A 24,001-nucleotide genomic window follows, 5' to 3' on the forward strand; every position below is an offset into this window, starting at 1 on the left:
AATTCAAATTAAATTATTATCTATTGCGATTTTTTAAATCTTTAATAAATATTATAAGTGGAAATAGTTTAAAAAATTTTCTCATATAAAAAAGTATTTTCTGATTTTTATTTGAATTCCGATTTTTTCTCCATGAGTTAAAGATTAATTCTTCTGCTTCAGTAAAATATTTATTTTTAATTAACTGATAAGTTGCAATTGTCTCTTGAGTAGAAATTGCTTTATCTATATAAAAACCATTAAATCCATCATCATTTTTCATAGAAGATAATAGATTACACATCTGATAGCAAAAATTAAGTATATTTTTTGCTGTAATTTTTTTTCTTGATGATGACCAAGATCCTGCGGAATTAACTCTATAAACGCATGATGTATGTGGTAAATAAATAGCACCATTTGATTTAGAGCAATACATTTGTAAAAAATAATCACCAACAGGTGCATCAATAAACCAATTAGGTAGTTCCTCCAAAGCTTTTTTCCTTACTAGAATTGAGGCAGTTGGTATAAAGCTTCCTCCTTTTATAATCACATCAGATAAATCAAATTTTCTTTCTTTATTTCCATAATTGGCATATTCAAGCAATTTATCATTTATAAATAATTTTTTTGTGGAAGTAAAACATATATTTATATCATCATTTTTTTCTAAAGTAATAAATTGTTTTTGTATTTTATATTCATCAATCCAAAAATCATCTCCTTCACATAAAGCAATATACTTTCCTAAAGACTGAGATATTGCATTTAAACCTGGCGCATTAACTCCATATTTTGAATATAAATTTTCTTCTGGTTTTATAATTTTTAGTATATTCGGATATTTTTCTTTAAATGAATTTAATATATTATTTGTTCCATCTGTTGAACAATCATCATGGATAATTATTTCAAATTTATATTTTGTTTTTTGCGCTAAAAAACTATTTATTGCATCAGATATATATAATTCTTGATTGTATGTACAGCAAATTATACTAATATAAGTAATATCAGTATAAATCCATTTATCCAATATTTCTTTTTCAGATAGAGGAGGAGTTAATTTAGTTATTTTCATTTTTTAAATATTCAGCTTCTAAATTTAGTAAATCTTTTTTTCTCTCTTTAATTCTTTTAGCAGGATTACCAAAATAGATTCCCCATGGTTTGGTGCTTTTAGTTACCATAGATAAAGCCCCAACGGCTGTCCCTTCAGCAATATTAACACCAGGCATAATAATAGAATTTGTACCAATAATTGAATGTTTTCCTATAGTGATATTTCTCTCTTTTAATCCTTTATACTTTAGAGGTATAGTTGGATTTGTCATTGTTCTACCACTATAATCATCAGTTCCTGTAAATACATGACATCCATATGCTAATCCAGAAAAATCTTCAAATAAAATACTACATTCTCCAGCACTTAAATTACAGAAAGCCGCAATGTGAATATTGTTTTTTAAGTAGATTTTTCCAGATAAAATAACAAAATCATCAATACGACAATTATTACCTATCTCAATTTCTTCTGGTCTGTATATGGAAGTTTTAGTGCTTATTTTACAGTTTTTTCCAATTTTTTTTAATCCAATTTTTAATAATTGTTCTTGAGTATAAAAAGACATTTTTCACCTATATAATTGTATAATTATTCAATTGGTCTATTATTTCGTCTCTACTACAATTCATTAAAATATCAATCATTGATGCATTTTTTATAAATTCTTTTGAATTTATTTGAGAATAAGGAGTTGAAATAGGATTTATAAACCCTAATTCAATGTTCCTCTTTGTAAATTCATTTTTGTCATAAAGTTCCATACCACCGTGAGCATTTATATATATATTAGCATTATTTATCTTACATAAATCATATATTTTCTCTTGGGCATTTTCGGTTCGATTATAGTTTATATTTGAGGAAAATTTATAATTTAAATTTAAATCAAGATATTCGAAAATTTTTATTATTGATAGTGATGTTATATTTGATACGTTTCTTTGTTCGTTGTTAAAAATTGATTCTATTAATGGGTATATATCATGAAAATTTTTTGCTTTAGAATATGACATTTCTATTGTAGATAAAATTTTTTTTGTTTCTTGTGTAAAATATAATTCATTTATTAATTTATTTTGTGAAGCACTTTCTATTGGTAATGTAAATAATAAGATTCCATTTTTAGTGATTATATTATTTCTATTTATATATCCTTTTTTGATATAATTAACATCATCATAAAATATAAACATATCACTATGATAAGCTAGTTGATAGTATCCTATATATGGAAATAGGTAAGGTTGCATTACGGCTAAAATCATAATTTTCAATTACCTTTAATGACGTTGATAATAAAATTAATATCATCTATGGATAAATTATGATGCATCGGTAAACAAATAACATTATCTGATACATATTTAGATATACTAAGGTCATATTTTTTATAATTCTTGGTTTTATAAAAATCAAAATCAGTAATTAAGGGGTAAAAATATCGTCTTGATAAGATATTATTTTCTCGTAGTCTGAAATATAAACTATCTCTGGATTCACCGTATTCTTTTTCATTAACGATAATAGGAAAGTACGAATAATTTAATTTCACATCATCTTCTATATCTAAAAAATAAATACCTTTTATGTTATATAATTCTTTTTTATATAATTCTGCAGAGCGTTTTCTTGAAGCTATAGCATCATCTATATATTTTAAACTAGCTAAGCCATATGCAGCTTGGATTTCATTTACTTTAGCATTAGAGCCTAGCATTGGAATTTCAGTTTCTGATTCATAGCCAAAATTTTTTAACTGATCTAATTTTTTTTTCATTTCGAGTGTATGACAAATAATTGCACCACCTTCAATTGTGGAGTAGGCTTTCGTAGCATGGAAACTTAGAATAGACAAATCACCCCAATTTAGTACCGATATATTATCTTTTTTAACACCAAAGGCATGCGCTGCATCATAGATAACTTTTAAGTTATATTTATCTGCAATTTCTTGTATTGCATCGTTATCACATGGAGTTCCATACACATGGACAGGTAATATCGCTGATGTTTTATCTGTTATTGCTTCTTCTATTTTTCTAGGGTCAAGGTTATATGTAGTAGGATCAATATCGATAAATACAGGTTTCAGATTATTTAAAACGATAGCATGACTTGTTGCCACAAAGCTATATGGTGTAGTAATTACTTCACCTTTTAATTCTAAAGCCTGTAATGCTGCAATTAGAGCTAATGTACCATTAGAATATAAACTAATATACTTTACCTCTAAATATTTGCATAATTCATCTTCAAGTAGCTGATGATAATGCCCGTTATTTGTTAACCACTTTCTGTTCCAGATATCTTCTAAATATGGTGTTAATTCTTCTAGAGGTGGAATAAGCGGTGTTGTAACTGTAATTTTTTCCATTTAACATTTCTTCTTAAAAATATTTGATATAATACTTCTAAAGAGATCGTATTGAAAAATACGAAGACTTATTATGTATATAATAGGTGTGATTACTAACATAAATATTATCTGAATATACTGACTTTCAAAATTTAAAGAAATTAGCCAGCTAGATAAACAACATATAATTGAAACTATCCAAATTGGAAATAAATATTTAAATTGTTTCTTAAAGTTAATAGTTGTTAATTTTCCTGTATAATAAGTATTTATTATTAAGGCAATATAAGACTGTACAACTATACCTATACAAATAGCCTTTATTCCTAAAGGAATTGTAGCTAATAAAGTAATAGTAACAACTATTTTTTTTATAATTTCTAATTTTAAAAAAAGATCTGAGCGACCTTTAACTTGTAATAAATTCAAATTAATTGCATGTATTGGGTATAGCATATATCCAATACATAGAATACTAAGTAATGTTGCCGCATAACTCCATTTTTCACCTAATATTATAAATATAAAAGGTTGTGAAATTATTGCTAAGCCTACTAATAGAGGGAATACAATTACTGCAGTTAATCTTAATGTTAAAAGATATATAATATCAAAGTTTTTTTTATCCTTCTGTATGTTACTTAACATAGGATAGGTAACTCTTTGTATTATATTAGTTAAGGTCATTGCAGGAATATAAGATAAATTTTTTGCTTGTGAAAATAGTCCAAGCTGATTAGCTGAAAATATTTTCCCTATAATTATTTGATAAATATTATTATAAATAGTATCTATTAATCCTGATATTAATAGCTTTGAGCCAAATCCAAATAAATAATGAAATGATCTCTTTGAAAATTTTTTCTTTGGTATCCAAGGAAAATATATATTAAGAAAAAAAGAATTTAAAGTATTAAAACTAAGAGTTTGTATTACTAATGCCCATACACCTAATCCTAAATAAGCAGAATATATAGATAATAGACTACTAAAAAAAACACTGAGTAATGATGCTTTTGCTAAGGTTTTGAAATCCATATTTATAGTTAATTTTGTGCGTTGAATGGTTGAAAACGCATTAACTATGATTACTAGCCCTAATATTCTGGTTAATAACTCAAGTTCTTTTTGATTATAAAAATCTGCAATATAAGGTGATGATATATATAATGTTACATAACATACAAAGGAAATAAATATATTAAAATAAAATGTAGTCGAAAAATCAGATTCAGTCTTAATCTTTTTTCTAATTAAAGCATTACTAAAGCCACTATCAACTAAGGTTTGTGCTATAGCAATAAAAATAGCTAACATTCCAATCAGGCCAAATGCGACAGGTCCTAGCATCCGACCTAAAACTAGCATAACTATGAGTTGTATTGCTTGTGTTGTTAGTCTTTCTATTGCACTCCATTTCAAACTATTGGAAGTCTTTTTTTGTAAGTCATCCATTATATTATTTCACTAGAGTTAATAAATATTCGCCATAGCTATTTTTTGCCATTAACTGTGCTCGTTTTAATATATCTTCTTTAGTAATCCACTTATTATTAAACGCAATTTCTTCTAGACAAGCAACTTTATAGCCTTGTCTTTTCTCTATAGTTTCAACAAATTGGGCTGCTTCAAGTAAGCTTTCATAAGTTCCTGTATCAAGCCATGCAAATCCTCTGCCTAGCATTTCAACATTTAGCTTATTTTTATGTAAATATATTTCATTTAGTGTTGTTATTTCTAATTCACCGCGTTTTGATGGCTTGATTTTTTTAGCTAGACTAATAACGTTATTATCATAAAAGTATAATCCAGTTACGGCATAATTAGATTTAGGCTCTAAGGGTTTTTCCTCTATCGAAATAACTTTTTTACTTTCATCAAATTCTACAACACCAAATCTTTTAGGATCTTTTACTTGATAACCAAATATAGTTGCTCCATTAGTTTTTGATGCAGCTTCCTTTAGTTTTGGCGAAAAGGCTTGACCATAAAAAATATTATCTCCTAAAACTAAGCATACACTATCACTACCAATAAATTCTTCACCGATAATAAATGCTTGAGCCAATCCTTCAGGTTTTGGTTGTATTGCATATTGAATAGAAATACCGAATTGCGAACCATCATTAAGTAAACGCTGAAAGCCATCTTGGTCTTCAGGTGTTGTAATAATCAGTATTTCTCTAATGCCTGCAAGCATTAATACTGATAAGGGATAATAGATCATGGGTTTATCATAAATAGGTAGTAACTGTTTAGATACACCCATTGTTATTGGATAAAGCCTTGTTCCTGAACCACCTGCTAAAATAATACCTTTCATTTTTAAACCTTAAGAAGGTATGTACATTTATTTTCTATAGAAAATAAATGTACATAAAATATTTATTAATTTCGTATTAATTAAACACTTTGTGTTAAAGAAACTATATCAAATTATACTTTCTTTAACACAAAGCTACCGCACTGGGTTTACGGCCCCCAGAGCGCCAAAATTCATCTAGAAAAACTCTTATCTATATGTAATATAAGAGTTTTATTATATAAGCATACTTTATCAATATGCTAAAAACCGCACTGAGAGTAGACTCTTCAAACCAGACGGTCAAGTAATAGCTCGGTATTTTAGCATTGATTGAGGATATATAAATACTGGAATAACGTTCAATTCGGGCAGATCATTCTGAATTACATCGTTAGGTGCTAGCAAAAAGAATATGCCACCTATTCTTCAATAGGTGGCAGGATATTTTGATACAATAGTTTAATTACTCTATTGAACTTACATGTACTATATGTTTATAGCGTTTATTCGGGATGGCTAAATTTCTGTTTGTGAGGAGATTGTCTATTTGGGAGGATGTTACTCACATTTCACCGTGAGAACTTCTTTAAAATTCAAATCACAGTAGTATTCACTAATCTCCTCCCTTCCTTTATAGTATCCGGTTACAAAAGAAAAAAATTTAAGCCAAAAATGAAAAATAAACCTAAAATCAGCGTATTGATGTCAGTGTACAATGATTCAATACATTTGAATGAAGCTATAGATTCTATTTTAAATCAGACTTTTAAAGATTTTGAATTTATCATCATTAATGATGGTTCTACCGATTTGTCTCTTGATATTTTAAAAGAATATGAAGAAAAAGATAGTCGAGTAAAAGTGTATACTAATGCATCTAATATCGGGTTAGCTAAATCTTTGAACAAAGGTTTTTTACTTGCTTCTGGTGACTATATTGCTCGAATGGATGCTGATGATTACTCATATCCAACTCGCCTTCAAAAGCAGTTTGAGTTCATGGAAAACCATAAAAATATTATGGTCTGTGGTACATCAATGGAAATCTATGAATACGACAACAAATTCATGATTCTTCCAATAAAGCATAATGCAATAGCCGCTGGATTAATTTTTGGAACTAATTTTTATCATCCAACAGTCATGTTTAGATCTGATTTTATTAAAAAAAATAAAATTATGTATCCAGAAGATTATAAATATGCTCAAGATTATGGGTTATGGATAAATTTATTAAAGCTAAATCAGGAAAATATTTTTTCCAATCTAGAAGAAGCGTTATTAAAATATAGAATTCATCCAGATAGAAATAGAAAGAACTATTTTAGTATACAAACCTCATTTGCTATAAAAGCACAAATTAATGCATTAGATATGTTTAATATTGAGGTGAATGAGGATGTATTATATAACTTGAACTTTTCAATTGAAAATCTAAGTTTAGATGATATAAAAAAATGTAATGCAGTTTTGGATAAGATTAAAACTAAAAATAAAGAACTTTGCCCTTATTTTTACAAAAATCTTGAAGTTGCTATTGTGCGAAAAAAAGTATCATTGTTTCGGCGTTGTGAGAAAAAAAGCCTTTTTTATCCTTATATGAAGGTTAAAGCAAGGCTTATTTACTTAATGAATAGGAAAATGATTAAGGCTCTAAACTAAGGGGGAATCCTTAGTTTAATTTTAGATAATTTCCAAATATCAGATCAACATTCTTGTTTTCTTCATTATTTAATTCTTTATCCATACCTGCTGATGGAATAAAGGTTAATTCTCCAAAATGAACTACACCATTATTTAGGTATAAATCGACTCTAACAAAAGGAAATGGTTTGGATAGCCTTTCTGCATATTCAAAGAGTTTTTGATAATTTTGAGGCTTATCTAAAATGGTTGAAACTTCATTATTCTTATAGTCAATACCGTAAGGTAATAATTCCCATTCTTTATTAACAAAATAAAATTTAGGATGTTGTGACTCTCTTTCAGTACAGATCATGACAAATAGAGGCTTACCATGAAAACAAAATAATTTGTAATCATATGGAAGTTCATTATTTTTTGTTTCTATGAATTTTTCACAAATTATTTTTTTAGAGATATCCTTATAAACAAATTCAACAGCTAATCGCCAATAGTCTTCATTTAGCCAAGTTGTTAATGTTTGCCTAATGTTATCTGGGGATATCTTATCTTTATCTCTGCAAATGATATTATAACCTGCACCATGATTGCATTTTAGTACAAATTTATTAGGCAACTCAGAGAAGTTAATATCGTCAGGTTGATCACATACTTGATGGATTTCATTGAGTATTTCTTCACAACCACAGTCCTTAACATATTCTCGAGCTGCGTATTTATCGGCACATTTTGTGACTAATGGGTTATTTTTATATAAATTTAACTTTAGGTGCTGTAATTTCTCATTAAATGTTTGTGGAAACTCTAAATTTAGAGTTTTTCTCATTCGTTCTTTATATATTGATTTAGTTACTAATTCTGGAAAAGTATCGCAATATTTATAACGTAATTTATTTCTTAAAATTTTCAGGTATTTATTCATAAAGGTAATAAAATATTATTTAGCAAAATCGTATTTTAAGGCTAAAAATTACATTTAGATAGATTTTACTTTGTTTTTGGCAACCAAATCTCAACCCTCAACCCGCCTAATGGGCTGTCATCGGCTTTAACATGGCCTCTATGTTGGCTTACTGCTGTCTCAACAATGGCTAATCCTAAGCCTGTGCCACCTGATTCACGATCTCTGGCTTCGTCAGTGCGATAAAATGGCCGGAAGATATGCTCTCTATCTTCTGGGCTAACGCCAGGGCCATCATCATCAACAATAATCGTGATACCTTGGTTTTGTTCAGTAAAGGCAACCTCAATGCGAGAATTTGAATAACGTAAGGCATTACGAACAATATTTTCAAATGCACTAGCCAGAGAATATGGATTACAGTAAATAGGCCATGCTCCCGGAGGTGTTGTCACTTGTAGCGTCTTATTACTTTGTTCAGCCTCAAATTTGGCATTATCTAAAATGTCATCCCACAGCTCATTGGCTTTTACCGTTTCGCGTAATAACTCGTTTTTATGTTGGTTGCGTGAAAGAACCAGTAAATCATTAATCATGCCATCAAGGCGCTGAGTTTCAGTTTCAATGCGCTCTAGTTCTTTACTTTCTCCACTACGACGACGTAATAATGCACTCGCTAATTGTAAGCGTGTTAATGGTGTTCGTAGTTCGTGAGAAATATCAGAAATTAACCGTTGTTGTGCCTCAACCATGCGTTCAAGAGCACTTATCATCTGATTAAAGCTGGTACCTGCTGCTAAAAACTCTTGAGGGCCAGTTTCTAGTTCAGGGTGAGGACGTAAATTACCTTTCGCAACATCATCAGCCGCATTTTTAAGTTGCCTTGCCGGTTTTGCTAAGCTCCAAGAAAGCCATACTAATAATGGTGTGCTGATAAGCATAGTAAATATGAGTAGCAATAACGGTTTATCAAATAATAAGTTGATGAAGTCAGATTGAGGGCTACTTGATGGACGAACGAGATAAAGCTGGTAATGATCTTCACCATCTCTTACTGAAAATGGCCCTAACATCTCAGAACGGCCATATTTTTTCTTTTTAGGGTGATCGGCGTTATCAGATTGACCAATAAAGTTTCTGACAACCTGCATCTCATTACGTTGAGCGCCGATAATGCGTCCTTCACTAGTCACGATAATTAAACGCTGACCAGGTGGAGCCCATTTATCAATAGCGCGGATTAATCGACGCCACCAAAGGAGATCGTTAGCTGGATCTTGAGCTAATTCCGCTTCGATATGTTGTTCTAGCATAACACCTTGACGGTACTCACTCTCTAAAAGAGGGGTAAGCTGGCGCGAGTCCAGCTTTGGAACCATCATAACTAGCATCAGAACTAATGCTAGCGTCAGCCAGAATATTGCAAAAATACGCGCTGACAGACTATTTATCATAAAGAATATTTATCAAGTTATTGAAACCATCAGATAACCACGGCCACGTAACGTCTTGAACCACGGTTGTCCATCTGTTCTTTCTGGTAATTTACGGCGTAAATTGGAAATATGCATATCAATCGCTCTATCAAAAGGTGTTAAGCGCTTACCAAGCACTTCTTGACTTAGATGTTCGCGTGATACGACTTGCCCCAAATGCTGAGCAAGTAGATAAAGCAAAGTAAACTCAGTTCCTGTTAACTCTAGCGGTTCGTTATCAAAACTCGCTTCTTGTCGGCCTGGGTTAAGTTGCAGTTTATCAACCTGTAATGTTGGAGATGTATTGCTATCAGTCTGTTTTTGTTCGCTCCAGTTAGAACGACGTAAAATAGCTCTGATACGAGCAACCAGCTCTCTATCATTAAAAGGTTTTGGTAAATAGTCATCAGCACCAAGCTCTAAGCCAAGCACTCGGTCAAGATCACTGCCCCTTGCCGTTAACATGATGACAGGGGTCTGGAAATTTTGGCGTAACTCTTTGAGTGTCTCAATCCCGTTTTTACGTGGCATCATAATATCCAGTAATAACAAGTCGATAGAAGCATCTAAAAGTTTAAGTGCTTGTTCGCCATCAGAGGCGATTACAACATTAAAGCCTTCCATTTCAAGTAGTTCTTTCAATAGCGATGTTAATTCGCGATCGTCATCCACTAATAAGATTTTATGCATTCGTCAATTCCTCCAAGAGAAAAATACGATAATAAATAGCGCGAATCTATGACTTTACGTTCTTTTACACGCTCTGACGCTAGTTTGCAGCCGCAACGGTATAGTAATCCACATAGCAAAGAATTACACATATTTAGGTAGCATTAATTAGGTCGGTATTAATCACCGAGTTTAGGAGTAAGAGCAATGCGTAAAGTAGCAGTAGTTGCATTAGCATCAATGTTTTTAGCAGCTCCGACGGTGGTATTAGCTGAAACAGCAAATACCAATCCGCCTACTGAGCAACAATATAATGGTAATTATCACTGCGATTATGGCTATGGTATGCATGGCGACCGTGATTATAGAGGTCACCGCGGACAACGTGGCCATATGATGAATAACGGTGGACATATGATGGATCGCAATTATGGCGGATCTCATATGTTTAACGGAATCACATTAACTGAGCAACAACGTACTCAAATGCGCGATTTAATGCGCCAGCATCATCAAGACAGATATAACGGAAACTACCGTCAACGTCATGAGAATATGCATAAATTAGTCACTGCACCTCAATTTGATGAAGCAGCAGTAAGAGCACAAATGCAAGATATGGATAAACAAGCGATTGAGCGTCATGTTGAGATGGCGAAAGTCCATAATCAGATGTATCAGTTATTAACCCCAGAACAGAAAGCTCAGTTGGAAAAGAATTACCAACAACAAATGTCAGACTTTGACCAACAAGGTCAACAAAACCAGTAATGAAGTAAGTAAGAGTGTAGTGCAGCAGTACCTAGTTAGAGAGTAAGTAGCAACAACGAAGTTTTTTCCTTGCCATAGACACCATCCCTGTCTTTTGCAGCCCCTCTGGAGAGGGGCTTTTTTTTGCCCAAAATCTACAACAACGCCTCTGGAGATTCAGGTAAAATCTGTCCGCCATCGACGATAATTGTCTGGCCTGTAATATATTTCGCTTCATTTGAGGCAAAGAAAGCGGCTGCGTAGCCGATATCTTCTGGCTCACCTAAAGTATGTGTTGGGATTGAAGCCTTCATCTGATTTAAATACGCTTCGCCTTGGGCTTGTAAGCCTTCAGTGAGGATATTTCCTGGCATCACGGCATTAATAGTAATACCATGACGTGCATATTCTAATGCTGCGCTACGCATAAAGCCTAGTTGTCCTGCTTTACTTGCACCGTAATGGCTCCAACCAGGATAGCCTGTGATTGCTCCCGTAATGGATGACGTGATAATCACGCGACCTTGTTTTTGTTTTTCCATGACACGAAGTGCGGCTTTCACTAAAAAGAACATACCTTTAAGGTTAACGGTATGCATTTTATCCCAATCAGCTTCGGTCATCTCTTTAATTGTTGCTTGAGGGAAAATACCGGTATTGGAACAAAGAATATCGAGTTTGCCATACTCTTTTACGACATCATCAACCACTTTTTCACAGGCGGATTGATGAGTGACATCAAGGTGCATAAACTCAACATTTAGTTCTTGTTTTGTTTTATTGCCAGCAACATCATCAATATCCGCAATAATCACCTTAGCACCACTATTTTTTAGGGCGATGACAATACCTTTACCAATGCCTTTTGCGCCACCTGAAACTAAAGCGATTTTACCCGTTAAATCAAACATAAAACCTCCTATTAAGTGTGAGTTCTACTGTATCAGTCTAGGTTGAAAAGCGGTAAATCACCCAGAGAACTTTGTTGTGGGTCACAAATGTATCTTAGATAATTTTTTTCTTTGAATGGATGACATCACAAAATAGAGAGATAAACGTCAGATAGAATGCTGTGCCAGAGAAAAACTGAATATTTATCAAAATATGCCGATGCTGTTTTTTAGCATAAATAGCGTTTTTTTGAGATGAATGCAAAAAGGCAGTAAAGTGTCTGTATAAAAAGTGTTAACTTATTAGTGAAACACATTTGAGATAAGCTAGTCTAAACTTTATACAGGCTGTCTGATTAGTTTAATGCGCATCAAGTTTATGAAAAAAAATGTACGATAATGATGAACTGGTAAAAAATATGCGTACAATGGTATTGTTGAATCAATTCAGCATTTACGATATCGGAAAATAACACCAGATAAGCCGATATTGAAATAAAAAGTTATTCCAACAATTTTGCAATAATTACATCGAATAAGAATCAGAGGTAATCATGGTCAATGGGATCAAAAGAATTGGGGTTTTAACAAGTGGTGGTGATGCACCCGGAATGAATGCCGCGATCCGTGGTGTTGTTCGTGCCGCACTAAGTGAAGGTTTAGAGGTCTATGGGATTTTTGATGGCTATATGGGGCTATATGAAAATCGCATGAAAAAGCTCGACCGTTTTAGCGTGTCAGATATGATCAACCGTGGTGGTACATTCCTTGGTTCTGCTCGTTTCCCTGAATTCCGTGAAGACAATGTGCGTGCTGTTGCCATTGAAAACATGAAACAAAATGAGCTTGACGCTTTAGTTGTTATTGGTGGTGATGGTTCTTATTTAGGTGCGAAAAAATTAACGGAAGCGGGTTTTCCTTGCATCGGTTTACCGGGCACAATCGATAATGACGTAGCAGGTACTGACTACACCATTGGTTATTTCACGGCGTTAGAAACGGCAGTGGAAGCAATCGACCGTTTACGTGATACCTCAACGTCTCACAAACGTATCTCTATCGTAGAAGTGATGGGCCGTTACTGTGGTGACTTAACATTGTCTGCCGCTATTGCCGGTGGATGTGAATTTGTTGTTCTGCCTGAAGCTGAATTACCGTTTGATCGTGATGAACTGCTGGCGGAAATCAAAGCGGGTATTGAGCGTGGTAAACGCCATGCAATCGTCGCAATTACAGAGCACGTTTGTGATGTGCATGAATTGGCTCGTTTTATTGAAGCAGAAACGAAGCATGAAACGCGGGCAACGGTATTAGGTCATATTCAACGTGGTGGTTCTCCTGTTGCTTACGATCGTATTTTAGCCTCACGTATGGGTGCTTATTCTGTACAACTGCTATTAGAAGGTTATGGCGGTCGTTGTGTTGGTATCCAAAATGAAAAACTGGTTCACCATGATATTATTGATGCGGTCATGAATATGAAACGTGTCTTTAAAGCTGATTGGTATGAAACAGCTAAAAAACTCTATTAATCAATAGTGTTACTGTAATACCCTAGCCTTTCTGAGTGCTATCCTTATTCGTGAACTGCTCTGATACATGTTATCTCTGTGTCAGAGTAGCTTCTCGAGTGAAAACATTTCATTTAATAATCCTATTCTCTTTTAATACCACCTAACATCCCTTGTATAGGTTGTTATATTCCTGTTATGTATATCAATCGGCTTTTTGTTATTTCATCGTTATAAAACTTTCTGTCAGCCTAGTTAAATATTTAACAAGAGGGGATGGAGAGATATGTTTAAACAATGGGGTTTATTATCAACGACTTTAGTCGCATTACTTTTTGCTAATAATTTATGGGCTAAAGATATTCAGTTATTAAATGTCTCTTATGATCCGACAAGAGAACTTTATCAACAGTATAACCAAGCATTTAGTCAATATTGGGAACAGAAAACGGGAGATAGAATCACTATCCGCCAATCACATGGTGGTTCAGGAAAGCAGGCGACATCAGTTATCAATGGTATTGAGGCAGATGTTGTGACATTAGCTCTTGCCTATGATATTGATGCGATTGCACAAAGAGGAAGTATTGATAAGCAATGGATAACACGACTACCAGATAACTCCGCTCCTTACACTTCAACGATTGTTTTTCTGGTGAGAAAAGGAAATCCTAAGCAGATAACGGATTGGGATTCACTGATAAAACCGGGTGTCTCCATTATTACACCTAACCCTAAAACTTCTGGTGGTGCAAGATGGAACTATCTTGCTGCTTGGGGATATGGGCTAAAAGCTAATCATCAAGATAACGAAAAAGCAAAAGCATTTGTGAAAGCACTTTATCAGCAAGTTGAAGTGTTAGACTCAGGAGCGCGAGGTGCAACCAATACATTTGTTGAGAGAGGTATTGGTGATGTATTGATTGCCTGGGAAAACGAGGCATTATTGGCAATTAATGAATTAGGTACCGATAAGTTTGAAATTGTTACACCTTCGGTTTCTATTCTTGCAGAGCCTACGGTATCGGTAGTGGATAAAATTGTCGATAAACGAGGAACACGAGAAATAGCCACAGCGTACTTAGACTATCTTTACTCAGCACAAGGGCAAGAAATTGCAGCAAAAAACTATTATCGCCCTAGAGATAAAGTGACTGCTGAGAAATATCAAAACAGCTTTCCAAAACTTGAACTATTTACGATTGATGAGATTTTTGGTGATTGGCAATCAGCACAGAAAATACATTTTGCGACGGGGGGTGTGTTTGATGAAATAAGCCGTCGTTGATGTGTCATAAAGCAAAAACAAAAAAATCACCTTCTGGTTTTATATTCAGCAAGGTGATTTTCTTTATTTTTTATCCATTAAAGGCGTAAGTCAGAAAGATAAAAATTATTTTTTCGCTTTCGCTTGTGCCGCTGCTTTAACGATAACGGCAAATGCATCTGCTTTCAGTGAAGCGCCACCGACTAATGCGCCATCAATGTCTGGTTGACCAAACAGTTCAGCTGCATTTTTATCGTTAACAGAACCGCCGTATTGAATGATAACTTGTTCAGCGATAGCTGCATCTTTCTTCGCGATATGATCACGAATAAATTTATGGACAGCTTGTGCTTGTGCTGGAGTTGCAGATTTACCAGTACCGATAGCCCAGATTGGTTCATAAGCAATAACCGCATCTTTAAATGCAGCTGCACCGTGTGCATTTAAAACAGCATCGATTTGGCGAGCACAGACTTCTTGTGTTTTACCAGCTTCATTTTCTGCTTCGGTTTCACCAATACATAATACTGGCGTTAAACCTAATTCTTTTAACACGCCGAATTTCTGAGCGATAAACTCATCAGATTCTTTATGATAAGTACGACGCTCAGAGTGACCAATGATAACGTATTTAACATCAACGTTTTTCAGCATTTCTGCTGAAGTTTCACCAGTAAAAGCACCAGATAAGTTAACACCTGTATCTTGAGCTCCTAATGCAATACGGCTTCCACCAATTTCATGGCGTGCTTGGCATAGGTAAACTGCGGGTGGTGCGATAGCAACATCACAACCTGCAACACCGCTAACTTCTTTACGTAGTGCAGCAATTAATTCATGAACCATATGAATGCTGCCGTTGAGTTTCCAGTTACCCATGACTAATGGATGGCGCATAACTTTTCCTCCAACCGAGTGGTTTAAATTTAGTTTGCTAATAAACATGAATTCTGTTGATACACAACAGTATAGAGAACAATGAATAGAATAGCTTTGTTTTTTATCACGGAATAGCTGAAACGATCTTGCTGTTTAAAGAAAGCTTAATCGGTTCAATGGCAAAGGTCGTTAATTGTTCGCCTTCATGCGCAATAATATAGCGGATCGCACCAACATTGTGGCTTACATAAGCCGGAGGTTGGTTTTTAAATGCAAACAAATCGAGAACTTCTTGAATTTGTGTAGGCGTGATTGAAGGGTCAAATTGAGTGATCAAGGCCATAATATATTGTGTGGTGATCTCACGATTCATTTTTTCTAATTCAGGTGAGTCTGGTGTGTGGATAAGTGTTAGTTGCAGGCTTTTAATTTTTTCACTACCACGTTCTAATATTGCTGAAGAGTAAAGATAAGGTGTAATTCGAGTTGCGGCTCTGACAAGCGGGATCGCAATATCGTGATTAGTGATAATTTTATATTCATTAAGCGATAGCAACGGATTTTGTTGATTGAATTTTGCTCGAAGCTCCGGAATAGTTATCTCAAAAACGGGTGCATCCTGTTTAAGATAAGCAATATCATCTTTAGTGGGCTGTTTTTGTGCGACAGATATCTCTGTTGCAAAAACAGTAGTTGGCAAACAAAGAGCAATGCTTATGATTATCAGGTATAACGTAGAAAGTGTACTTTCTTTTATCATCTGTCCTCCGTTTGTCAGCGCTGTTATTAGCTAGTCTGTATTATTTGATACTAAATGGACAGTGTAATTCACACATTAAGTAAATTATTGAGAATTTATGACCTTACAACATTGGGCATTTTCATTCAAAGGGCGAATTGGACGTCGTGATTTCTGGGCAGGTTTAGGTGCTTGTTTTGCTCTTTTTTTAGGCCTTTTTATTATCAATGATATGATTTATCCATTACCTGCCATTGTAATGTGGATATTGATCTTTTTTATTCTGTACCCTTTGTGTGCGATTTTCACTAAAAGACTCCATGATAGAAATAAAAGAGGAATATGGCTTTTATTGCTTTTACTTGCCGTGATGCTGGGGCTGGCTGATACAAGCAGTTTAGAACCTTTTTGGCAGTGGGCGATGGGGCGTTTTCTTCCTTCCTTTATCGGGATGATTATGTTGCTTGATTGTGGCGTATTTATTGGCAATCAAAGTGAAAACTACTTTGGTAAACATACAGAGCTAGTGAATTACCGTCGCTGGCGCTAATCCTTTTATTGAAATAAATCAGATAAGGGCAAAAAAGAAAATTGCCCTTATTTTTTTTCATATTACCAATATTGTTCACTGGTGATATGCCCTGGCTTGCGCCGTAAATGCTTACGCATTTCTCGTTGTTCTTTTAATAGTTGTTGGGTATCTCTTACCATTTGTGGGTTACCACATAACATAATATGGCTCTCTTCTGGGGAAATGGTTAACCCCACCGTTTTTTCTAAGGCACCACTTTCAATTAACGCCGGAATACGACCTGTTAATGAACCAATATGATTTTCACGGCTCACAATCGTTTGAATACGTAATTTTCCTTGGTAATGCTCAACCAGGTTTTCCATTAAAGGGAGATAACTTAAGTCATTAGCATATCGAACCGCATGAACAAGAACGATATTTTCAAATCTATCCAGATCTTGACCTAATTGTAAAATCGATAAAAAAGGCCCTATGGCTGTTCCTGTAGAAAGCATCCAAAGTGTATTGGCACTAGGAACTTCTTCTAATACAAAAAAGCCACTGGCTTGCTCGGTGACAAGTAATTCATTCCCTATTTCTAGAGCACTTAATTTAGGGCTTAATTTTCCTTCGGGTACAGTCACCAGATAAAATTCTAAGTTAGGATCATTCGGCGCATTCACATAAGAATAGGCACGTTGCACTCGTTCGCCATCAATATCTAATGCTAATTTTGCAAATTGTCCCGCTGTAAATTTATCAACAGGGGCATTTACAACAAGACTTATTAACGAGTCAGTCCAGCGATTAACTTGGATAACTTTTCCATTCACCCAATTTGCCATAGAGGTTATCTCCTTACGATAAACGCGTTTATGTCGCTTATTCATTCTAAATAGGAAGCGATTTTTTATTTATCAAGATGATGTGGTGGTATTATTTATCTGAGATTTTGTCAATGAATGACACAATATGTACATTTATATTGACAACTATGGTGTTTTTCTCTGACATTAGGTGATATACAAAAATTGCTGACTATCTCGCAAATTTCTACAAATTTGTTAACTTAGTCTCATTCTTAAAAGGTGTATATTTTGCAGAGTTTATTTTTATAAATTCTCTGTAGCGTACGCCTGTCCGTTAATTTATTTATTTGAAATTCCTGAGCAAAGAAAAGAAATGAGAAAGTTAGAGCATGCAAATCTATTATTATTGATAATTGCACTGGTTGCTGTGGGGCAAATGACGCAAACCATCTATGTTCCAGTGATTGCGGATATGGCGATTTACTTTGGTGAGCCGACAGGCGCTGTGCAGCAAGTAATGGGCGCTTATCTTTTTTCTTATGGTTTTTCACAGCTCATTTATGGGCCAATCTCCGATAAAGTAGGGCGTCGCCCCGTTATTTTAGTCGGAATGACGATTTTTTGTTTATCAACACTGGTAGCGATTTTTTCACAAAATTTAACCACACTGGTTATTGCAAGTACGTTACAAGGGATGGGAACAGGTGTTGCAGGTGTCATGACGCGTACTCAACCTCGTGATTTATATACAGGTACGGCATTACGTTACGCCAATAGTTTGTTAAATATGGGAGTTTTAGTTAGCCCATTATTAGCGCCGATGATTGGTGGTGTTGTGGCTCACTTCTTTGGCTGGCATGCGTGTTATATCTTCTTATTATTATTGGGAAGTAGCGTTCTTTTCTCTATGTATCGTTGGATGCCAGAAACTCGCCCAGTACAAGTTGAGAAACGTAAGATGCTGTCATCATTTTACTTACTACTTTCCAATAGTACCTTCAGTGCATTTTTGATTATGTTAATTTGTGCATTATCAGGTATTGCGGTTTTTGAGGCATCAAGTGGTGTCTTAATGGGCGGAGTATTAGGCTTAAATAGCATTACTATCAGTATATTATTTATTTTACCGATCCCTGCTGCGTTCTTTGGAGCTTGGTATGCAGGTCGTGAAGGTAAAACCTTTGTGCAACTGATGTGGCACTCTGTTTTTTGTTGTTTATCAGCCGGTATTTTAATGTGGATCCCCGGTTGGCTAAATATTATTAATATTTGGACTCTTCTGGTACCTGCGGCACTATTTTTCTTTGGTGCAGGTATGTTATTCCCATTAGCAACAACCGGTGCAATGGAGCCATTTCCATATTTAGCTGGCTCTGCGGGTGCATTGGTGGGTGGATTACAAAATGTGGGATCAGGTGTTGCAACATGGTTTTCAGCCTTGTTACCACAACATAATCAATTTAGCTTAGGTATGATTATGTTTGCTATGTCAGTGGCTATTATGCTTTGTTGGCTTCCTTTGGCTCACCGTTTTAGCCATGAAGAACATACTATTTAGATTATTGCTGTAGTAAATTAAACAAAAAATGCCGAGAATAGATATTTCTCGGCATTTTGGTTTTGTAGCCTAGGCTACTTCTCTCTCAAATCGTTGTATTAATTAAGCGCGATCTTCCCACTCTTGTGCTCGAGCAACCGCTTTTTTCCAACCGTTATAACGGTAGTTACGCTCAGTGGTTTCAATACCAGGGCGGAATTCTTTATCAATCGCCGCTTTATTTTTAACTTCTTCTAAATCGTTCCAGAAACCAATAGCAAGACCCGCAAGGAATGCCGCACCTAATGCTGTACTTTCACGGACAACAGGGCGTTCAACACGAGTACCTAAAATATCGGACTGAAATTGCATTAAGAAGTTATTAGCAACCGCACCACCATCAACACGCAATGATTGTAAACGTGCGCCTGAATCGGCTTGCATTGCATCTAAAACATCGCGTGTTTGGTAAGCGATAGATTCTAAGGTTGCACGAATAATATGATTACGGTTAGCACCACGGGTTAAACCGAAGATAGCACCGCGCGCATACGGATCCCAATAAGGTGCACCTAGGCCGGTAAAGGCTGGAACAACATAGACACCGTTAGTATCATTAACCTTAGTAGCGAAGTATTCAGAGTCGGTTGCTTCATCGATAAGTTTTAATTCATCACGTAGCCATTGAATAGACGCACCACCAACGAATACGGCACCTTCTAAGGCATAATTCACTTCGCCACGTGGGCCACAGCAGATAGTTGTTAACAAACCATGATTAGAGCGAACAGCTTCTGTACCTGTATTCATCAGTAAGAAACAGCCTGTACCATAGGTATTTTTTGCCATACCACTTTGTACGCAAAGTTGACCATAAAGTGCAGCTTGTTGGTCACCAGCCATACCCGCGATAGGAATACGTGTACCGCCTTTACCACCAATGTTTGTTTGGCCATAAACTTCTGAAGATGGCACCACTTTTGGCAACATATTGCGAGGAATATCCAGTAGATCAAGGATTTTCTGATCCCAATCTAAAGAGTGGATATTAAATAACATGGTACGAGAAGCGTTAGTGAAATCTGTAACGTGAACACGGCCTTGTGTCATTTTCCAAACTAACCAAGTATCGACAGTACCGAATAATAACTCGCCATTTTCTGCTTTTTCACGTGCCCCTTCGACATTGTCGAGGATCCACTTTAATTTAGTACCAGAGAAATAGGGGTCAACCATTAAGCCTGTATTTTGGCGAATATACTCTTCAACACCTTCTTTATCTTTTAAGCGAGTACAGAAATCAGCAGTACGGCGACATTGCCATACAATTGCGTTATAAACAGGTTTACCCGTTTCTTTATCCCATACAATGGTGGTTTCACGTTGGTTTGTGATACCGATGCCTGCTACATGATCAGATGGAATATCTGCTTTTGCTAATACTTCAACTAAGGTTGCACTTTGTGTTGCCCAAATTTCCATTGGATCGTGTTCAACCCAGCCTGGCTTAGGATAAATTTGAGTGAATTCGCGTTGTGAAATACTGACGATATTTGCATCATGATCAATAACTACGGCACGTGAGCTGGTTGTACCCTGATCAAGTGCAACAATGTATTTTTTTTCGGTATTCGATGTATTTGTTTCTGTTGTCATGTTAGTAACCTGTTCTGATAATCAACAATCTTGCTCTAAGTATTATTTATCGTCTTCAATTTTGCAGGTATCGCAAGGTAAGTGACGGCCAATTAATTTACGGTAAGCCAATGCACCCAAGATACCACCGATAAATGGAGCAATCATTGGAACTAAGAAATAAGGAATATCACGTCCACCAGTCAGTGCAATATCACCCCAGCCAGCAAAGTACGCAACCAGTTTTGGACCAAAGTCACGAGCAGGGTTTAAGGCGAATCCTGTTAATGGACCAAATGCACCACCGATAACGGCAATTAAGATACCAATTAGTAAAGGTGCTAATGGGCCTTTAGGTACACCGTTACCATCATCAGTTAAGGCTAAAATTAAGCCAACAAGGATAACGGCAATAATAACTTCGACAACAAAGGCATGTGCAACAGAAATTTGAGCTGCGGGATAAGTAGAGAATACACCGGCAGTGAAGAGACTTTCTTGTGAGCCTCTGACAATGCCATTAACTTGTTCGTAGTCGAGAAAAACACTGTAGTACATAAAGTACACAATGGCAGCGGCAAAGAAGCCACCTAACATTTGAGCAATAATATAAGGGATAACTTTTCTGCGTTCAAAGCAAGCAAATAACCAAAACGCAACGGTAACTGCCGGGTTCAAGTGAGCACCAGATGTGCCCGCGGTAAGATAAACGGCTAAGGCAACACCTAGCCCCCAGATAATACTTATCTCCCACAGTCCTAGCTCTGCTCCTGCAATACGTACTGCAGCAACACAACCAAGGCCGAAGAAGACTAGCAACGCAGTTCCGATAAATTCAGAAATGCATTGACCCATAAGAGAGGTTTTCGTCTGGCTCATATATTCTATCCTGAAAGAGGTTATTTATTGTTAGTATTCTTTTCGAATTGAAAAGATAACTGTGAATTTATCGTTAATGAGCGTAAACGAGAATAAGCGAAATTGAAATTTGTGTGTCTCATCAAGAAAATGAGTGAAAACGCTCTTAATTAGTGACTCGATCGACATTTGTAATGTGATCTGACCAGTGTTTTTGATAAATTGAAAAAAGAATGTAATTCCACGGAAGATGCTAGACAGTTGTTGATAGGCTACTTACAATCGGGAGTATCGATTATATGGGGGATTACAGTATGTCATTTGAAGTTTTCGAAAAGTTAGAATCAAAAGTACAACAAGCTATTGATACCATCACGTTATTACAGATGGAAATTGAAGAGCTAAAAGAAAAAAATGATGCGCTGAGCCAAGAAGTTCAAGAAGCGAAAGGATCACGCGAAGCTCTTGTTCGTGAAAACGAAGAGCTAAAACAAGAGCAATCAAGCTGGCAAGAGCGTTTACGCGCGCTGTTAGGCAAAATGGAAGACGTACAGTAGTTGTCTTTATTTTGTCTCTAAAGCCTAAAAACAAAAGCCACCAGACGGTGGCTTTTGTTTCTTAAATCATAAGAAAGCAGATGAAAGTAAAATTATTCTTCAATTAAATCTTCATCTAAGCCTAAAGGCTCTTCTGATAAGATGATCCCCGTGTTATCGGCATAAAGATAATCACCAGAGAAGAACGTAACACCGCCAAAGTTGACGCGGATATCGCTTTCACCAATACCTTCACTCGGGCAACCTGCTGGTATCGCAGCCATGGCTTGAATACCTAAATCAAGTTCTGACAATGTATCAACTTGACGTACTGCGCCATAAACGACAATGCCTTCCCATTCATTCGATACGGCAAGTTGCGCCAATTCAGCATCAATTAAGGCTTTGCGTACAGAGCCACCGCCATCAACTAAAAGAATACGGCCTTTGCCATTTTCTTCGAGTAAGTCATAAAGCAGGCCATTATCTTCAAAACATTTCACGGTGATAATTTGCCCACTAAAGGCACTTTGACCACCAAAGTTTGAGAAAAGCGGTTCTACGACATTGATATCTTCTTGATAGATATCACAGAGTTCAGAAGTATCATATTTCATAGGAGATTACGTCAGGTTGCCACAGGAAAAGCCAGTATATCCCTTAACAGGGGCTGTTGGCAAAAGACTCACTGAAAATTCAGTGAGTCAAATCAACAATCGGGCTAAATTATTCTAAAACTAAACCTAAAGAGAAGAGCACGTTAGTGAGTAGTGCCGCTTTTACCATATGTTCAAGTAAAGGGCGCATCGCTTCACCAGAATGATCGGCATTAACACGTTTGATATGCAGTAAAAGCATAGGGGTAGCGAGTAAAAATAACCACGCTGTCCAGCGATGCATATAAAGTAGAGTGAAGATAATTAAGCAAGCAATAGAGAGAAAAATGACACAGGTATGGTAAGTTCGTGAGCCAGCAGGGCCTAAGCGAACGGCTAATGTATTTTTACCCGCTTGAATATCACTTTCTAAATCGCGCATATTATTAATGTTTAGAACAGCGACAGAAAGTAAACCACAGGCTGTGGCAGGAAGTAGTGTGACAATATCAAAGGTGTTGGATTGTAAATAATAAGTTCCGATTACGCTTAACCAACCAAAGAATATTAAGACAGAAATATCACCTAATCCCATATAGCCATAAGGGCGTCTACCTACGGTATAGGTAATAGCAGCGACAATGGCGAGTAATCCCATCACTAAAAAGCCAATGGCATCTTCGGGTTTTTTGCACGCGACAATAATCAGTGCAATACCTGAAATGCAAGAGATGATGACATTTAATATTAAGGCTTTTTTCATTTGAGCTGGCGTTATTACGCCTTTTTGCATTCCACGAAGTGGCCCTAAACGCTCTTCTGTATCGGTGCCTTTTACAGCATCACCATAGTCATTAGCAAGGTTTGATAGAATTTGTAATGTACCTGCTGTCAAAATAGCAAGTAGTGCAATAGGTAGCTCAAAATGCCCCATCCAATACGCTAATGCGGAGCCAGTCACAATGGCAATTAACCCTAAAGGCAGTGTTTTGGGTCGTAAACTTTCAAGCCAGGCTTGAGTCCGGCTAGTGGAATTTAGAGAGCTCATGCTGAAATTCGATACTCATGTTCGTTGTTATTAT

24 protein-coding genes are annotated in these 24,001 nt (G+C 35.6%); 7 read left to right on the forward strand and 17 right to left on the reverse strand.

All coding sequences use genetic code 11. The annotated features are described in order from the left end of the window. Window positions 1-16: 16 nt before the first annotated feature. The 6 genes from JEP40_RS04385 to rfbA are packed head-to-tail and all read right to left on the reverse strand — an operon-like array spanning window position 17 to window position 5,727. Window positions 17-1,063 carry a glycosyltransferase gene (locus tag JEP40_RS04385; RefSeq protein WP_198622625.1) on the reverse strand — a complete coding sequence of 349 codons (1,047 nt, stop codon included), beginning with the start codon at window positions 1,061-1,063 and terminating at the stop codon, window positions 17-19. Further along, window positions 1,050-1,613, reverse strand: a complete 564-nt coding sequence (locus JEP40_RS04390; RefSeq protein WP_198622626.1) for an acyltransferase — start codon at window positions 1,611-1,613, stop codon at window positions 1,050-1,052. Before JEP40_RS04390 ends, JEP40_RS04385 begins: the two co-directional genes overlap by 14 nt. Before the next feature lie 7 nt (window positions 1,614-1,620). Further along, the gene (locus JEP40_RS04395; RefSeq protein ID WP_198622627.1) at window positions 1,621-2,313 is read right to left on the reverse strand and encodes a WbqC family protein; all 693 of its coding nucleotides are present in this window, start codon (window positions 2,311-2,313) and stop codon (window positions 1,621-1,623) included. A gap of 5 nt (window positions 2,314-2,318) precedes the next feature. Continuing rightward, a complete protein-coding gene (locus tag JEP40_RS04400; RefSeq protein ID WP_198622628.1) occupies window positions 2,319-3,422 on the reverse strand; it encodes a DegT/DnrJ/EryC1/StrS family aminotransferase in 1,104 nt (367 codons plus the stop codon). Continuing rightward, window positions 3,423-4,859, reverse strand: a complete 1,437-nt coding sequence (locus JEP40_RS04405; protein WP_198622629.1) for a lipopolysaccharide biosynthesis protein — start codon at window positions 4,857-4,859, stop codon at window positions 3,423-3,425. Between the two features lie 4 nt (window positions 4,860-4,863). Next, window positions 4,864-5,727: a glucose-1-phosphate thymidylyltransferase RfbA gene (rfbA, locus tag JEP40_RS04410; RefSeq protein ID WP_198622630.1), complete on the reverse strand. Its 864-nt coding sequence runs from the start codon at window positions 5,725-5,727 to the stop codon at window positions 4,864-4,866. A 537-nt stretch (window positions 5,728-6,264) separates the two neighbouring features. On the opposite strand from rfbA, the gene JEP40_RS04415 reads away from it, so the two are divergent. Further along, window positions 6,265-7,371, forward strand: coding sequence for a glycosyltransferase family 2 protein (locus JEP40_RS04415; protein WP_232799145.1), 1,107 nt, complete (start codon window positions 6,265-6,267; stop codon window positions 7,369-7,371). A 10-nt stretch (window positions 7,372-7,381) separates the two neighbouring features. Here JEP40_RS04415 and JEP40_RS04420 read toward each other — a convergent pair whose 3' ends face one another. From JEP40_RS04420 to cpxR, 3 genes are all read right to left on the reverse strand, one after another. After that, the gene (locus tag JEP40_RS04420) at window positions 7,382-8,275 is read right to left on the reverse strand and encodes an ATP-grasp fold amidoligase family protein (RefSeq protein WP_198622631.1); all 894 of its coding nucleotides are present in this window, start codon (window positions 8,273-8,275) and stop codon (window positions 7,382-7,384) included. A 65-nt stretch (window positions 8,276-8,340) separates the two neighbouring features. After that, a complete protein-coding gene (gene cpxA / locus JEP40_RS04425; RefSeq protein WP_198622632.1) occupies window positions 8,341-9,708 on the reverse strand; it encodes an envelope stress sensor histidine kinase CpxA in 1,368 nt (455 codons plus the stop codon). 12 nt (window positions 9,709-9,720) lie between these two features. Further along, window positions 9,721-10,419 carry an envelope stress response regulator transcription factor CpxR gene (gene cpxR / locus JEP40_RS04430; RefSeq protein ID WP_023583423.1) on the reverse strand — a complete coding sequence of 233 codons (699 nt, stop codon included), beginning with the start codon at window positions 10,417-10,419 and terminating at the stop codon, window positions 9,721-9,723. A 186-nt stretch (window positions 10,420-10,605) separates the two neighbouring features. Between cpxR and cpxP the strand changes: the two genes are divergently transcribed. Next, on the forward strand, window positions 10,606-11,169 hold the full coding sequence (gene cpxP, locus JEP40_RS04435; protein ID WP_232799146.1) for a cell-envelope stress modulator CpxP: 564 nt from the start codon (window positions 10,606-10,608) through the stop codon (window positions 11,167-11,169). A gap of 134 nt (window positions 11,170-11,303) precedes the next feature. Here cpxP and fabG read toward each other — a convergent pair whose 3' ends face one another. Beyond that, entirely contained in the window at window positions 11,304-12,059 is a 756-nt protein-coding gene (fabG, locus tag JEP40_RS04440) for a 3-oxoacyl-ACP reductase FabG (RefSeq protein WP_006534171.1), read from the reverse strand. 533 nt (window positions 12,060-12,592) lie between these two features. On the opposite strand from fabG, the gene pfkA reads away from it, so the two are divergent. Both pfkA and JEP40_RS04450 read left to right on the forward strand, forming a co-directional pair. Next, window positions 12,593-13,570: a 6-phosphofructokinase gene (gene pfkA, locus JEP40_RS04445; RefSeq protein ID WP_109409901.1), complete on the forward strand. Its 978-nt coding sequence runs from the start codon at window positions 12,593-12,595 to the stop codon at window positions 13,568-13,570. Between the two features lie 265 nt (window positions 13,571-13,835). Continuing rightward, a complete protein-coding gene (locus JEP40_RS04450) occupies window positions 13,836-14,837 on the forward strand; it encodes a sulfate ABC transporter substrate-binding protein (protein WP_198622633.1) in 1,002 nt (333 codons plus the stop codon). Window positions 14,838-14,942: 105 nt separating this feature from the next. Here the strand turns inward: JEP40_RS04450 and tpiA are convergent, their stop codons facing one another. Both tpiA and JEP40_RS04460 read right to left on the reverse strand, forming a co-directional pair. Continuing rightward, window positions 14,943-15,713 (reverse strand): triose-phosphate isomerase, encoded by a 771-nt coding sequence (tpiA, locus tag JEP40_RS04455; RefSeq protein WP_069366847.1) that lies wholly within the window; start codon window positions 15,711-15,713, stop codon window positions 14,943-14,945. A 106-nt stretch (window positions 15,714-15,819) separates the two neighbouring features. Beyond that, window positions 15,820-16,455, reverse strand: a complete 636-nt coding sequence (locus tag JEP40_RS04460; protein WP_198622634.1) for a DUF1454 family protein — start codon at window positions 16,453-16,455, stop codon at window positions 15,820-15,822. Between the two features lie 97 nt (window positions 16,456-16,552). Here JEP40_RS04460 and JEP40_RS04465 point away from each other — a divergent pair, with 97 nt between their 5' ends. Further along, a complete protein-coding gene (locus JEP40_RS04465) occupies window positions 16,553-16,984 on the forward strand; it encodes a DUF805 domain-containing protein (RefSeq protein ID WP_198622635.1) in 432 nt (143 codons plus the stop codon). A gap of 62 nt (window positions 16,985-17,046) precedes the next feature. Here JEP40_RS04465 and fpr read toward each other — a convergent pair whose 3' ends face one another. Continuing rightward, window positions 17,047-17,793: a ferredoxin--NADP(+) reductase gene (gene fpr, locus JEP40_RS04470; protein ID WP_198622636.1), complete on the reverse strand. Its 747-nt coding sequence runs from the start codon at window positions 17,791-17,793 to the stop codon at window positions 17,047-17,049. 337 nt (window positions 17,794-18,130) lie between these two features. On the opposite strand from fpr, the gene emrD reads away from it, so the two are divergent. After that, entirely contained in the window at window positions 18,131-19,315 is a 1,185-nt protein-coding gene (gene emrD, locus JEP40_RS04475) for a multidrug efflux MFS transporter EmrD (RefSeq protein WP_198622637.1), read from the forward strand. A 102-nt stretch (window positions 19,316-19,417) separates the two neighbouring features. Here emrD and glpK read toward each other — a convergent pair whose 3' ends face one another. Next, window positions 19,418-20,950 carry a glycerol kinase GlpK gene (gene glpK / locus JEP40_RS04480; RefSeq protein WP_198622638.1) on the reverse strand — a complete coding sequence of 511 codons (1,533 nt, stop codon included), beginning with the start codon at window positions 20,948-20,950 and terminating at the stop codon, window positions 19,418-19,420. 42 nt (window positions 20,951-20,992) lie between these two features. Further along, complete coding sequence (locus JEP40_RS04485; protein WP_109409908.1) at window positions 20,993-21,808, reverse strand: MIP/aquaporin family protein; 816 nt, start codon at window positions 21,806-21,808, stop codon at window positions 20,993-20,995. 293 nt (window positions 21,809-22,101) lie between these two features. On the opposite strand from JEP40_RS04485, the gene zapB reads away from it, so the two are divergent. Further along, a complete protein-coding gene (gene zapB, locus JEP40_RS04490) occupies window positions 22,102-22,344 on the forward strand; it encodes a septal ring assembly protein ZapB (protein ID WP_072064652.1) in 243 nt (80 codons plus the stop codon). A gap of 92 nt (window positions 22,345-22,436) precedes the next feature. Here zapB and rraA read toward each other — a convergent pair whose 3' ends face one another. Further along, window positions 22,437-22,940 (reverse strand): ribonuclease E activity regulator RraA, encoded by a 504-nt coding sequence (rraA, locus tag JEP40_RS04495; protein ID WP_166539335.1) that lies wholly within the window; start codon window positions 22,938-22,940, stop codon window positions 22,437-22,439. A 109-nt stretch (window positions 22,941-23,049) separates the two neighbouring features. Then, the gene (locus JEP40_RS04500) at window positions 23,050-23,967 is read right to left on the reverse strand and encodes a 1,4-dihydroxy-2-naphthoate polyprenyltransferase (RefSeq protein ID WP_109409910.1); all 918 of its coding nucleotides are present in this window, start codon (window positions 23,965-23,967) and stop codon (window positions 23,050-23,052) included. Between the last annotated feature and the right edge of the window lie 34 nt (window positions 23,968-24,001).

Source organism: Proteus vulgaris, from assembly GCF_016239305.1.
Classification (GTDB): Bacteria; Pseudomonadota; Gammaproteobacteria; order Enterobacterales; family Enterobacteriaceae; genus Proteus; species Proteus vulgaris_C.

Excerpts from the sequence above, each read along its gene's own strand:
- JEP40_RS04400 (WP_198622628.1), bottom strand. The coding sequence starts at position 3,422 with ATGGAAAAAATTACAGTTACAACACCGCTTATTCCACCTCTAGAAGAA.
- rfbA (WP_198622630.1), bottom strand. The coding sequence starts at position 5,727 with ATGAAAGGTATTATTTTAGCAGGTGGTTCAGGAACAAGGCTTTATCCA.
- cpxR (WP_023583423.1), bottom strand. The coding sequence starts at position 10,419 with ATGCATAAAATCTTATTAGTGGATGACGATCGCGAATTAACATCGCTA.
- glpK (WP_198622638.1), bottom strand. The coding sequence starts at position 20,950 with ATGACAACAGAAACAAATACATCGAATACCGAAAAAAAATACATTGTT.
- JEP40_RS04460 (WP_198622634.1), bottom strand. The coding sequence starts at position 16,455 with ATGATAAAAGAAAGTACACTTTCTACGTTATACCTGATAATCATAAGC.
- fabG (WP_006534171.1), bottom strand. The coding sequence starts at position 12,059 with ATGTTTGATTTAACGGGTAAAATCGCTTTAGTTTCAGGTGGCGCAAAA.
- tpiA (WP_069366847.1), bottom strand. The coding sequence starts at position 15,713 with ATGCGCCATCCATTAGTCATGGGTAACTGGAAACTCAACGGCAGCATT.
- rraA (WP_166539335.1), bottom strand. The coding sequence starts at position 22,940 with ATGAAATATGATACTTCTGAACTCTGTGATATCTATCAAGAAGATATC.
- JEP40_RS04420 (WP_198622631.1), bottom strand. The coding sequence starts at position 8,275 with ATGAATAAATACCTGAAAATTTTAAGAAATAAATTACGTTATAAATAT.
- JEP40_RS04405 (WP_198622629.1), bottom strand. The coding sequence starts at position 4,859 with ATGGATGACTTACAAAAAAAGACTTCCAATAGTTTGAAATGGAGTGCA.
- fpr (WP_198622636.1), bottom strand. The coding sequence starts at position 17,793 with ATGGCAAATTGGGTGAATGGAAAAGTTATCCAAGTTAATCGCTGGACT.
- JEP40_RS04395 (WP_198622627.1), bottom strand. The coding sequence starts at position 2,313 with ATGATTTTAGCCGTAATGCAACCTTACCTATTTCCATATATAGGATAC.
- emrD (WP_198622637.1), top strand. The coding sequence starts at position 18,131 with ATGAGAAAGTTAGAGCATGCAAATCTATTATTATTGATAATTGCACTG.
- cpxA (WP_198622632.1), bottom strand. The coding sequence starts at position 9,708 with ATGATAAATAGTCTGTCAGCGCGTATTTTTGCAATATTCTGGCTGACG.
- JEP40_RS04415 (WP_232799145.1), top strand. The coding sequence starts at position 6,265 with ATGTTACTCACATTTCACCGTGAGAACTTCTTTAAAATTCAAATCACA.
- zapB (WP_072064652.1), top strand. The coding sequence starts at position 22,102 with ATGTCATTTGAAGTTTTCGAAAAGTTAGAATCAAAAGTACAACAAGCT.
- pfkA (WP_109409901.1), top strand. The coding sequence starts at position 12,593 with ATGGTCAATGGGATCAAAAGAATTGGGGTTTTAACAAGTGGTGGTGAT.
- cpxP (WP_232799146.1), top strand. The coding sequence starts at position 10,606 with ATGCGTAAAGTAGCAGTAGTTGCATTAGCATCAATGTTTTTAGCAGCT.
- JEP40_RS04485 (WP_109409908.1), bottom strand. The coding sequence starts at position 21,808 with ATGAGCCAGACGAAAACCTCTCTTATGGGTCAATGCATTTCTGAATTT.
- JEP40_RS04450 (WP_198622633.1), top strand. The coding sequence starts at position 13,836 with ATGTTTAAACAATGGGGTTTATTATCAACGACTTTAGTCGCATTACTT.
- JEP40_RS04390 (WP_198622626.1), bottom strand. The coding sequence starts at position 1,613 with ATGTCTTTTTATACTCAAGAACAATTATTAAAAATTGGATTAAAAAAA.
- JEP40_RS04465 (WP_198622635.1), top strand. The coding sequence starts at position 16,553 with ATGACCTTACAACATTGGGCATTTTCATTCAAAGGGCGAATTGGACGT.
- JEP40_RS04500 (WP_109409910.1), bottom strand. The coding sequence starts at position 23,967 with ATGAGCTCTCTAAATTCCACTAGCCGGACTCAAGCCTGGCTTGAAAGT.
- JEP40_RS04385 (WP_198622625.1), bottom strand. The coding sequence starts at position 1,063 with ATGAAAATAACTAAATTAACTCCTCCTCTATCTGAAAAAGAAATATTG.